The sequence below is a fragment of the Paraburkholderia sp. Ac-20340 genome (assembly GCF_017104965.1).
GTDB lineage: Bacteria > Pseudomonadota > Gammaproteobacteria > Burkholderiales > Burkholderiaceae > Paraburkholderia.
Map to the genome: position 1 here is coordinate 172,845 of NZ_JAAGPR010000016.1, position 10,380 is coordinate 183,224.

Sequence of the window (10,380 nt, forward strand, 5' to 3'; positions counted from 1 at the left end):
CCGGCAGGAGAGAAAAAACGACAGCCGTTATTTTTCAAGCTTTTGCCGTTAGTGAACACCAACTAGCCCCTGAAAAGCCTCACCTTTGGGCAAAAAACGGCGGTGATCGGCTCCCGAAAAGCCTCACTTTGCGCTTTTCTTCACCCGGGAAACGATCAATTCAGTGCCGCTGCCCCGATCTCCCGTAATGCCTCACCTCAAGGCCCGAATCGCAAAACCGGGCGTTGGCAAAGTCATCGCACAACGGCTTGAGCTGCCACTCTTGCGCTCCCGTAAAAGCTCACTTGACGTGCCCAAACCGCTGAATTCGGTCAAAATCGGCCTCTGGCTCCCGAAAAGCATCACCTTCGAACGGCGTTTTTTCCCGATCTCTCTCACCGAAGCGTTTTTAGCGTCCCGATTGGCGTCAAAAAGCGTGCGGATCCGGGGCCCTGAATCCGCTCACCGTTGCATTTCGCGTAACAGCGCACTGGCTACCGGCGTATACGGGGTTCAAGCCGTTCGGCCTCCCGTAATCGCTCACCCTTGCATTACAGTCAAGAATAGGGCTGTCCCCGAACCCGCTCACTTTCCTTCCCGCAGGCTCTCACCGCCTTCCCCGAAGCCCATCACCCGTGCATCCTGCATCGCCTCACCAAGTATCCCGTAAAGCTTCACCCAATCCCGCTGTAAACGCCACCAGGTAAGGCTTTGCCGTGGCGTTAACGTTTTTAACGGGTATCAATGGTGTTTACTTTTATTACTCTCTAGCCTTTCTACCCCGCGAGCCTCCTGAGATATCCACATCCTCTTCCCTTGGAACCGCTCGTGACAACGCCAATACTTCCGTGGAACATTGTCTATAAAGTGATCGCCAGTAGAAAGCCATACGTTTACAATGGCTTATGAAACAAACCTCACTTTGTTTCACGAAACATCGGCATCAGACGTGACGAAAGACGCGATTCACAGCGGTAAACACACTGGAATCGAAGACGTCACGACACTCGCTCGGGAAATCGTATCGAACAATACGTAATTTGTTATTATTCGATCCACACCCTCTTGCCGAGATGACCATGATCCGAGACGAAGAACGTCTGGCCCTTCGCGAAGAACTCGAAACCTTGCGCAAAGACGGCGCACGACGGCAGGAGCTATCGCTTCATGCCTGCAAACGGTTGTTCTTCGACTTCGGCATTCGACCCTCAATGGCTACGGTCCGGGATCTGACCCAGACCGGCAGCGCCAGCGACATTCCTAAAGACATCGACCTGTTCTGGCAGCGCATCCGCGCCGCCTCGAAAGTGCGCGTCGGTAGTGGCGCAATTCCGCCTGCACTGGAAGAACGCGCCGGCGAACTGCTGGGCGCACTGTTCGAGGAAGCCCGCGTGCTGGCGCTGCAAACGCTCGAATCCGAGCGGGAAGCGATCGAAACCGACCGCCAGGGTGCCGAACAGGCGATGCGCGACGCTGAAGCACGACGGCTCGCCGCCGATGAAATGCTCCAGCGCAGCGAGACCCGCACGGAAGCCGCCTGGGCGCGCGTGCGTGAACTCGAGAATCAGCTGGCCGCGTCGTCGGCGCATGGCGCATCGCATCAGGACAGTCTTCTGGCCACCGTGCGGCGGCTGGAAGCCGAAAACGAAGCGCTGCAAAAACGCATCGACACCGAACAGAGCACCAACGCGGGCTTGCGCGATCGTATCGATGGTCTGCATGAAGAAATGCGCCGCAGCACCGAGCACTACGCCCAGCAGATCAAGGATGCGCTGGCCGAAGCCGAGCGGCGCGTGAAGCCGATGCTGGTGGAGCTCGATTCGCTGCGCACGATGTCGTCGACGTGGCAGGCCGCGCAGCGCGACGCGAGCCGGAAGGAATTCGATTTCATCCAGCAACTGGCGAGCGCCAAGGCGCGTGCCGATCGGCTCGACGCGGTGTTGCGCGAGCGTTCCGACGAAGTGGACAGCCTGACGAGTCAGGTAACGGCGCTGCGTTCGCAGCAGGGAATCGACGGTTCGGTGGCCGGCGTGTTATGTACGCTCGCGCAGTCAGGCCGGCTCACGGAGCCGGAACTGGCGCAACTGGGCACGCTGGTCGATGGTCATGTGGGCTTGCCTCAGCAATGCCCGAATTGCGAGGAAGGCGAGCCGGAACTGTCGCAGGTCGATGGCCGCTTCGAGCTGTCGTGTCCCGAGTGCGAGTACACGTCGGGAACGGGGACATCGCGATTGGAGGCCGTCGCGCGATTTGCCGCAGGCAGAAAGACGTCCGCCGTGCGTTGAGGTGAGTGTTTACGGGAATAAAAAAGCCTCATCGACGTGAGGCTTTGCGGGAGCGGATAGGTGTCGGATGCCCACTGGGCTTCGACGCTTACGGCGTGTCTTCGGCATCGGCGACACGAAGCAAGGCTTCGCGATCAGCCCACACGCGCCAGGAGCGGTGCAGCCGGCCTGCCGAAATCGGTTGCAGAAAGCCGAGCCATTGGCCGACCTGATCGGCGTCCACGCCCCGCTCGAACAGATCAGCCGCGAAACTGTTGCGCAGCGTTTGCGGACTCGCGCGTTCTGCGCGTGTCTGCGCGACGCCAGCGGCTTCCATCAATCCATCGATTGCACGCAGCACGGTGGCCTTGTGCATCGGCCGGCCGTTGGGCGAGCCCGGAAACACGAGTTGCCCGGGCAGACCCGCCAGACGCCGCGCTTCGAGCCAGGCGCCCATGACGTCGACGGCGAACGGCGCGAGCTTCGTGCTGTGCGTGAAGGCCGGGTTATCGGCCTCGATCGTGATCCATTCCGAAGCGATCGCGGTGGCGTCGAGCTGCAACGCGATGGCATCCCCCGTTTTTAGCCCGCCGCCCAGGAATACCGCGACGAGCGCGCGATCGCGCCGCTCGCGCCAGCGTTTGGCCGCCGATTGCTCGGTGAGCGGCGCAAACAGTTGCGCGATGACGGCCGCGCGTTCCGCGGCCGTAAGAAAGCCGGTGGGTTCGTTTTCACGCGCATTGCGCCACGCGGCCTCGCCGTCCTGGGCGATAAAGCGCGCAGGATTCGTGGACGCAAGCTCGATCTGCCGCACGTGATCGAGCACACGTTCGATCAGGCGCAGATAACGCAGCCGCTGCGGCTTCTTCACATCGAGCCCGGCGACGAATTCAGAGATCGTGCCCGTATCCACGGAAACAATGGTCTTGCGCTTGAGCGCGAGCCATTCGAGAAAGCGCCCCCACTGCACGCGATAGATATCCGCCGACGAACGGCGCAGATCCTGCGCGGCCAGCCAGGCGTCAAAGGCAGCGGATGGATCTTGTTGCCAGTCCTTGCGTTGCTGGTCAAAGAGATCGCGGGAAGCTTGGGACGAGTGGGACAAATCGGAGGCGGTCATCACTGTCCTTCCGTTAGTTGCGTTGCAGACAGGGATTTTAGCGAAGGGCACTGGGCATCGTGGATCAGAATGGCCGCGAACATCAACCGCCCCACGCGCGCGAGCGTTTGGCGGCCGCAAGTCTGCGGGCCTGACGTTGCGCCTCTTCGGCGCTGCGCGCGGCGAGTTCGTACGCGCTCACGGCGAAGGCGAAGACGGCGGGCAGTGCATTGGACTGGCCGAAATCGACGGTTTCGTCGGTTTCAGGATAGGCGAGATCGCCCGGACGCTGGAACAGGCCGAGCATGAGCGCGTCGTGCCGGCTGGCGAAACCGAGGTCGGCGAGCGCTTCGGCTTCGATTGCGTGCAGCAGACGCCAGGTCAGCGGAACCTGCTGGGCGATATAGCGATGTGCGATGTTGCGCACGATCTGCTCGAGATCGCGCGCGGCCGCCTGGAAGCGCAAGGCGGCCAGATCCTGCTCGTTCGGGATGCGCGAAGTGTGCATGGGCGGCTCCGTTCGTTCTTTTTACTGTATGAATATACAGTAGTCGGAGCGATTGTGCAGCCTCGATGCGGAAGCTGGCCTTTCGGCCAGGCGAAATCAGCCGTGGATCACCACCAGCAGGGCGCGCGCTTCGCCTTTGCCCAGATTGCGGATGGCGTGCGGCTGGTCGGCGATATAGCGCGCGGTGTCGGCGGCTTTCAGGCGCTCGACGGTTCCAGCGGCTTCCACTTCGATGGCGCCCTGCAGCACCGTGAGGTGCTCGCGCGTGCCGGGTTCGTGTGCATTCGACATCAGCGCGCCGCCGGGCTTGAGCGTCAGTTCGTACCACTCGAAATGGCCGGCCAGCTCGATCGGCCCCCACACGCGCAACTGATAACCGGCGTCATGGCCGAGCAAGGTGGGAATGTCGTGCGGTCCGGCCACGGCGATCGCATCGGGCGCCCTGGGCGCGGCGAACAGCGAATCGAGCTTCACGCCCAGCGCGTTGGTGAGCCGCCAGGCCACGGCGATGGTCGGATTGGCCTTGTCGCGCTCGATTTCCGAGAGCATCGATTTCGATACGCCGGCCGCACGTGACAGCTCGTCGAGCGTCATCCTGCGTTCGCTGCGCAGGCGCTGGATCTGCTCGCCTACGCGCGGTGGCGCAGCAGGTGTAGGCTTGGCCGGGAGATCGGGCGGATCGGCCTTCGGACTGGTCGCAGGTCTGGCTGCGGCGGCGCGGGATTTGCGCGCGACAGCAGGCTTCGCCGCGGCAGGCGTGATTGACGTGATGGGCGTGGCCGGGGCGTCAGCCTGATCGTCCGCCGTCTTTTTTGCCTGTGCAGGCGCGCGCGTGCCTGAGCCGGTGCTTGCCATTGCGTGCCTCATCGATTAGAGTTTGTTCGATATACCGAACATGAGTTCGAAAAAACGAATAAATTCGCTCAAAGCTGACGGCGACTATAACAGCCGCGGCTTGCCCTGTCAGGAGCACGACGTCATGAGCCTTTCCTACCTCGACCACCTGCGCGCCACGCTCGACCAGATTCGCGCCGATGGCTTCTATAAAAGCGAGCGCGTGATCGCCACGCCGCAGTCCTCGGCCATCGGTCTCGCCGACGGCAGCGACGTGCTGAACTTCTGCGCCAACAACTATCTGGGTCTCGCGAACGACGCGCGCCTCGTGGCCGCCGCGAAGGACGGGCTCGAGCGCGATGGCTTCGGCATGGCGTCGGTGCGCTTCATCTGCGGCACGCAGACGGTGCACAAGCAGCTCGAAAGCGCGCTCGCCGCGTTCCTCGGCACCGAAGACAGCATCCTCTATTCGAGCTGCTTCGACGCCAACGGCGGCCTGTTCGAAACGCTGCTCGGCGACGAAGACGCGATCATCAGCGACGAACTCAATCACGCGAGCATCATCGACGGCGTGCGTCTTTCGAAGGCGCGGCGCTATCGCTACAAGAACAACGATCTCGCCGATCTCGAGGCGAAACTGCGCGAGGCCGATGCGGGCGGTGCGCGCTTCAAGCTGATCGCGACCGACGGCGTGTTCTCGATGGACGGCATCATCGCGGACCTCAAGGGCATCTGCGATCTGGCCGACCGCTACAACGCGCTCGTGATGGTGGACGACTCGCACGCGGTGGGCTTTATCGGCGCGAATGGGCGCGGCACGCCCGAGCATTGCGGCGTTGCGCAGCGCGTGGACATCATCACCGGCACGCTCGGCAAGGCGCTGGGCGGCGCGTCGGGCGGCTATGTCGCGGCGAAGAAGGAAGTGATCGAATTGCTGCGCCAGCGCTCGCGCCCCTACCTGTTCTCGAACACGCTCGCGCCCAGCATCGCGGCCGCGTCGCTGGCGGTGCTGGAACTGATCGCAAGCAGCGAAGGTGCGAGCCTGCGCGAACGCGTGCAGGCCAACGGCGCGCATTTCCGCCGCGAAATGAATGCGCTCGGCTTCACGCTCGTACCGGGCGAACACCCGATCATTCCGGTGATGCTCGGCGACGCGCAGGTCGCCTCGAAGATGGCCGATGCGCTGCTGCACGAAGGCGTCTATGTGATCGGCTTCTCGTATCCCGTGGTGCCGAAGGGCCGCGCGCGTATCCGCACGCAGATGAGCGCGGCGCACACGCCCGGGCAGATCGATCGCGCGGTGGCGGCATTCGCACGCGTCGGCAAGCAGCTCGGCGTGATCTGAGTGGCGATTTAGACAGGATAGCGAACTAATATGAAAGCACTCGCCAAACTCGAACGCGGTCCCGGCCTCACGCTGACCGACGTGCCGAAGCCCGAAGTCGGCCATAACGATGTGATGATCAAGATCCACCGCACGGCCATTTGCGGCACGGACATCCACATCTGGAAATGGGACGACTGGGCCCAGAAGACCATTCCCGTGCCGATGCACGTGGGTCATGAATACGTGGGCGAAATCGTCGAAATGGGCCAGGAAGTCCGTGGCTTTGCGATTGGCGACCGCGTGTCGGGCGAAGGCCATATCACCTGCGGCTTCTGTCGTAATTGTCGTGCGGGGCGCCGTCATCTGTGCCGCAACACCACGGGTGTGGGCGTGAACCGCGAAGGCGCGTTTGCCGAATACCTCGTGATTCCGGCCTTTAACGCGTTCAAGATTCCGCCTGAAATCTCCGACGATCTCGCAGCGATCTTCGATCCGTTCGGCAACGCCACGCATACGGCGCTGTCGTTCAACCTCGTTGGCGAAGACGTGCTGATTACGGGCGCGGGGCCGATCGGCATCATGGCCGTGGCGATCGCGAAGCATGTGGGCGCGCGCAACGTGGTCATCACCGACGTCAACGACTACCGGCTCGAACTCGCGCGCAAGATGGGCGCGACGCGTGCCGTGAATGTCGCCCGCGAGTCGCTGCGTGACGTCATGAGCGAGTTGCACATGACCGAAGGCTTCGACGTGGGCCTTGAAATGTCGGGCGTGCCGAGCGCGTTCACGGCCATGCTCGAAGCGATGAACCACGGCGGCAAGGTCGCGCTGCTGGGCATTCCGCCGGCGCAGACCGCCATCGACTGGAATCAGGTGATCTTCAAAGGCCTTGAAATCAAGGGCATTTACGGCCGCGAGATGTTCGAGACCTGGTACAAGATGGTCGCGATGCTGCAAAGCGGGCTCGATCTCTCGCCGATCATCACGCACCGTTTTAGCGTCGACGATTACGAAAAAGGCTTCGCTGCGATGCTTTCGGGCGAGAGCGGCAAGGTGATTCTCGACTGGACCGGCGCCTGAGGCCGGCTGCGTTTTATTCGGCCGCCGCCGCACCTGCTGGCGGCGGCTGCTCGAATTCCGCCTCGATGCGCACATCGATCGCATCGCCCACGGCCGGATACCAACTCGTCAAGCCGAACGCCGAACGGTTGAACGTGCCATGCGCCGAAAAGCCCAGCGTCGGCTGCTTCGTGAGCGGATTGGGCGCATAGCCGTTGAAGGTCACGTCCAGCGTGACCGGCTGCGTCGCGCCGCGTATCGTCAGATTGCCCGTCAATTTCCCCGTCAGCTTGCCGTTCACTTCGCCCGTGCGTTCGAAGCGCGTGCTGACGAAGCGAATCTGCGCGTTACGCTCCGTATCGAGCATCTTCGGGCCTTTTACCATGCTGTCCAGCGCGCTCACGTTGGTGTTGAGGCTGGCGGCATCGATATCGACCTGCACGGTTGCGTCTTCGAGCGCGTGCGTGCGCCAGTCGAGTTGCGCGGTCGCGCGGTCAAAGCGCATCACGAAACGCATGTAATGCAGATGATCGACATCGAACACGACGCTCCAGTGATGGGGATCGAGCGTGTAGTGGCCGGCGGGCACGGCCGCTTCGGTGGGGTTGACGCTGTGCGTCACCACGCGCAGCGGCGTGCAACCGGATAGTCCCGTGAAGCCTGCGCAAAGCAAGGCAATGAAGGCGCGGCGTCGATTCATGGTGTCTCCCTGGTGAAGGCGCAAGGCTGCACAAATCCAGAACGATCCAGGCTGCGCCTTTCTTCCATTTTCTGCTGTATCCGCAACATTGCAGCAAAAAACGTGCGCCGTGTTTGAGGAAAGCGTGCGGAAATTCCGGCTTGACGCGGGAGAATGATCGTTCTACATTGCGATTCACGGAGAACGATCGTTCCACCTTTCGAGTCGATGAAGTCATGAGCAAGCCACCCCATTCCGCAGACCTGTCCGATGAAACCGCTGTGCCCGACGCGCGCGAGCGCCTGCTCGAAGCCGCCGAGGCGTTGATCTACGCGGGCGGCATTCATGCGACGGGCGTCGATGCCATCGTCCGCGCGGCAGGGGCGGCGCGCAAAAGCTTCTATACGTATTTCGAATCGAAGGATGCGCTGGTGGCCGCGGCGCTCACGCGGCGCGACGAGCGCTGGATGCGCTGGTTTATCGACGGCACGCTCAAACGCGGGCGCACGCCGCGCACGCGGCTGCTGGCGATGTTCGATGTGTTGCGCGAATGGTTCGCCTCGGAGCGCTTTCACGGCTGCGCGTTTCTGAACGCTGCGGGTGAAACCGCTTCGCCGGATGACCCGGTGCGCGAAGTCGCGCGCATGCATAAGGCGCGCCTGTTGGCCTTCGTGACGGAGCAATGCGATGCGTGGGCCAACGTCAGCGGCGTGGAGCGTCGGGTGGCGACACGGCTCGCACGCCAATGGCTGATTCTGATCGATGGCGCTATCGGCGTGGCGCTCGTGAGCGGCGACGCCGACGCGGCGCTGGACGCGCGCGCGGCCGCTCAATTGTTGCTCGATGCGCTGAAGCCTGACGCGCGCTGACGTATCGCGCGCAAACCGTTGCTATCTGCATCGTCCCGTTTTGTTTTGTCCAACTCAGGCGCGCCGTGCTGGCGGGCCTGGCTGCCGCTAGAGAAAGGAGCCCGACCATGACCGATTCGAATCCGACTACCGCCGAAGTCCGTCCGCCGCTGCCGCCCTTTACGCGCGAAACCGCGATCCAGAAAGTGCGCGGCGCCGAGGATGGCTGGAATTCCCGTGATCCGCAGCGCGTATCGCTCGCCTACACGCCGCAAAGCGTCTGGCGCAACCGCGCGGAGTTCGTGACGGGCCGCGAAGCCATCGTCGGCTTTCTCACGCGCAAGTGGGCGCGCGAACTCGATTACCGGCTCATCAAGGAGCTGTGGGCCTATACGGACAATCGCATCGCGGTGCGCTTCGCCTACGAGTGGCACGACGATTCAGGCAACTGGTTCCGCTCGTACGGTAACGAGAACTGGGAGTTCGACGAGAACGGACTGATGGCGCATCGCCACGCCTGCATCAACGATCTGCCGATTCGCGAGACCGATCGTCTTTATCACTGGCCGCTCGGCCGCCGTCCCGACGATCATCCGGGCCTGAGTGCGCTCGGGCTGTAGTCGTCGCGTTCATCGTTCCCTCCATCTCCCAATCGCCGCGGCATTCATCGTCGCGACGCACTGCGCTGGCATGATGGGTCGCGCCTGAAGTGACGGTGGCTATTTAATCGACGACAGCAGGCGCACCCGCCGATATCCGAGCAAAGCCTCGGTACGCGCGCGCTCGCGCTTGCTGTACAGTCTGCAGTCACCGGAAGGCCGAACAACAGCAAACCATAATCAGACCCAGCAGACGCCCCGAAACGATTCGGCGAGCGCGAGGACGGAGAGCCCATGCGGTTTTGGCAAGTGCGCGGTGGCAGGACAGGGAGAAAGACGATCACGAGGGCAGCGTTCCTGCTGCTGATGCTCGGCGCGGCAAGCGGCGCACGTGCGGCCAACTGGTGCGGCGCGGGCCTGTGGGTCGACGCGATGGTCGGCTCGTATCACATTCATCCCGACAAGGACTTCGAGCAATTCAATCCCGGCCTCGGCATCGAATGCTGGCCGAGCGACCAATGGGGCGTCACGATAGGCGGCTTCCGCAACTCGCTGCGCCGGCCCTCCTATTACGGCGGCGGCGTGTGGGCGCCGGAATTCCTCCATTGGGGCTACGTGCGCCTCGCCGCCATGGGCGGCATCATCTCCGGCTACAACTACGGCAACTGGGGCCTTGGTCGCAATCACACGATTGGACCGGTGGCCGCGCCGATTGTGATGGTCGCGTATAAGCGCGTGGGCGTGAACTTCATCATCATCCCGCCGATTCCTTCTGACGATTTGCCATTCACGGTTGGCTTTCAATTGCGCGTGAAGTTCTGAGCGTTTTTAGAAAAAAACGGGGCGCTGAAATAATTTATTCAAATTCGCTTGACGAGTGGTTCTGCGCCCTGCATAATTCGCCTCCTCCTGCTGATGCAGCGACGCAGAAAACACCGGATAGCTTGATTTTCCAGTAGTTTTCAGCGAATTGATCTTTAAAAATTTACAGCCGATAAGTGTGGGCGCTTGATTCGATTGAGCTCCTCGCCGTGATCGTTTTCGATCTGGCGGGATAGCAAAAGTATCAAGAGTCTCACACAAAAGTAAGTCAGGTTTTTGAAGTAATTCAAATTCCTGTCAGCTTTGAGTGAGCGACCGGTTCGAGAGAACCGAAAACAGTAACAGGTTTAAACTGAAGAGTT

The 10,380-nt window shown here is 62.0% G+C and carries 9 protein-coding genes and 1 pseudogene; 6 read left to right on the forward strand and 4 right to left on the reverse strand.

Features of this window, described 5'->3' with window-relative positions; genetic code table 11:
* Positions 1-1,058: 1,058 nt before the first annotated feature.
* On the forward strand, positions 1,059-2,264 hold the full coding sequence (locus G3N59_RS20530) for a DNA-binding protein (RefSeq protein ID WP_205984457.1): 1,206 nt from the start codon (positions 1,059-1,061) through the stop codon (positions 2,262-2,264).
* 88 nt (positions 2,265-2,352) lie between these two features.
* On the opposite strand, the gene G3N59_RS20535 is transcribed toward G3N59_RS20530, so the two are convergent.
* The 3 genes and pseudogenes from G3N59_RS20535 to G3N59_RS20545 all read right to left on the reverse strand — a co-directional run.
* Positions 2,353-3,363 carry a tyrosine-type recombinase/integrase gene (locus G3N59_RS20535; RefSeq protein WP_205984458.1) on the reverse strand — a complete coding sequence of 337 codons (1,011 nt, stop codon included), beginning with the start codon at positions 3,361-3,363 and terminating at the stop codon, positions 2,353-2,355.
* A gap of 82 nt (positions 3,364-3,445) precedes the next feature.
* Positions 3,446-3,850: a DUF2471 family protein gene (locus G3N59_RS20540; RefSeq protein WP_205984459.1), complete on the reverse strand. Its 405-nt coding sequence runs from the start codon at positions 3,848-3,850 to the stop codon at positions 3,446-3,448.
* A gap of 96 nt (positions 3,851-3,946) precedes the next feature.
* A pseudogene (locus G3N59_RS20545) lies at positions 3,947-4,492 on the reverse strand (XRE family transcriptional regulator); the annotation flags it as partial.
* 337 nt (positions 4,493-4,829) lie between these two features.
* On the opposite strand from G3N59_RS20545, the gene G3N59_RS20550 reads away from it, so the two are divergent.
* Together G3N59_RS20550 and tdh are read left to right on the forward strand one after the other, a co-directional pair.
* The gene (locus G3N59_RS20550) at positions 4,830-6,029 is read left to right on the forward strand and encodes a glycine C-acetyltransferase (RefSeq protein ID WP_205984460.1); all 1,200 of its coding nucleotides are present in this window, start codon (positions 4,830-4,832) and stop codon (positions 6,027-6,029) included.
* 30 nt (positions 6,030-6,059) lie between these two features.
* The gene (gene tdh, locus G3N59_RS20555) at positions 6,060-7,091 is read left to right on the forward strand and encodes an L-threonine 3-dehydrogenase (protein WP_205984461.1); all 1,032 of its coding nucleotides are present in this window, start codon (positions 6,060-6,062) and stop codon (positions 7,089-7,091) included.
* Positions 7,092-7,104: 13 nt separating this feature from the next.
* Here tdh and G3N59_RS20560 read toward each other — a convergent pair whose 3' ends face one another.
* A complete protein-coding gene (locus tag G3N59_RS20560; RefSeq protein ID WP_205984462.1) occupies positions 7,105-7,770 on the reverse strand; it encodes a YceI family protein in 666 nt (221 codons plus the stop codon).
* Between the two features lie 215 nt (positions 7,771-7,985).
* Here G3N59_RS20560 and G3N59_RS20565 point away from each other — a divergent pair, with 215 nt between their 5' ends.
* The 3 genes from G3N59_RS20565 to G3N59_RS20575 all read left to right on the forward strand — a co-directional run bounded on the left by G3N59_RS20565 (position 7,986) and on the right by G3N59_RS20575 (position 10,018).
* Positions 7,986-8,618, forward strand: a complete 633-nt coding sequence (locus G3N59_RS20565; protein ID WP_205984463.1) for a TetR/AcrR family transcriptional regulator — start codon at positions 7,986-7,988, stop codon at positions 8,616-8,618.
* 107 nt (positions 8,619-8,725) lie between these two features.
* On the forward strand, positions 8,726-9,217 hold the full coding sequence (locus tag G3N59_RS20570; protein WP_205984464.1) for a nuclear transport factor 2 family protein: 492 nt from the start codon (positions 8,726-8,728) through the stop codon (positions 9,215-9,217).
* A gap of 345 nt (positions 9,218-9,562) precedes the next feature.
* Positions 9,563-10,018: a hypothetical protein gene (locus tag G3N59_RS20575; protein ID WP_241023657.1), complete on the forward strand. Its 456-nt coding sequence runs from the start codon at positions 9,563-9,565 to the stop codon at positions 10,016-10,018.
* Positions 10,019-10,380: the final 362 nt, after the last annotated feature.